Consider the following 839-nt stretch of genomic DNA (forward strand, 5'->3'; position numbering starts at 1 on the left):
GGCGGGACTCGCCGCGGGGCCCCTGCTGCTGATCGACCCGTGGCGCGCGGCGACGCGTGAGGCCTCCGCGCTCGATGCCGCACGCGCGACTCTGGCGGCGCAGGGGATCGAGCTCTCGACCGGCGCGCCCCGGGGAGCGGGCCTCGCGCTCCGCCTGCTCCGCCCGCACGACCCGTCAGACTGGGTCGCGCAGCTGCGCGCCGAAGGCTTCGCGGGCGCCGCCATCGGCTGGATGCTGGAGGCAGAGGGCGACCCGGACGCGCTGGCGGCGCACCCGCCCGGCCTCGACATCGTGGTGCCCGCGGACGCCGCGCAGCGCGACCTGCTGCTGTCCGAGGCCGCCTTCGTGACCGGTGCGCTGCCGCCGCCCGCCGCCTTGCCGGACGCGCTCACCGCCCTGGTCGCGGCGCTGCGCGACATCGCGGTCGCCTGAGGGCCGTTGGCGGTCGCCCGAGACGGTCGCGCGGCAAGAGGCCGAGACGGCGTGCCTCCGGCGTGACGTTCAGCAAGCGTGCCTGCCGCACGACAACCAGCAAGCGTGCCGCCAGCACGACACCCTCCGAAACGCTTCACCTCTCGTGCTTTCGGTCGCTGCGCCGCCGCGGGCGCGATGATAGGATTGCGCCAGGATGACCCGACGGCTCCGCCTCCTGCTCGCCGCGCTGGCGGCGCTGCTCCTCGCCACGCCCGCCCTGGCGCAGCCGGGCGCGCGCGTCGCGCTGGTGGTCGGCGCCGGGGCCTATCGCGCCATCCCCCCGCTCGCCAACCCGCCCAACGACGCGGTCGGAGATGCCCATCACCACGCCCATGTCGTGCTCGATCAGCAGGATGGAGCAGCC

2 protein-coding genes are annotated in these 839 nt (G+C 76.0%); both read left to right on the top strand.

Annotation, left to right across the window (positions count from 1 at the left end; translation table 11 throughout):
- A partial coding sequence (locus HW577_RS25810; RefSeq protein WP_198378928.1) for a hypothetical protein occupies positions 1-433 on the top strand: 433 nt, incomplete at its 5' end.
- 196 nt (positions 434-629) lie between these two features.
- A partial coding sequence (locus HW577_RS25815) for a hypothetical protein (protein WP_198378929.1) occupies positions 630-839 on the top strand: 210 nt, incomplete at its 3' end.

Origin of the sequence: Neoroseomonas rubea, from assembly GCF_016106015.1 — a bacterium.
GTDB lineage: Bacteria > Pseudomonadota > Alphaproteobacteria > Acetobacterales > Acetobacteraceae > Neoroseomonas > Neoroseomonas rubea.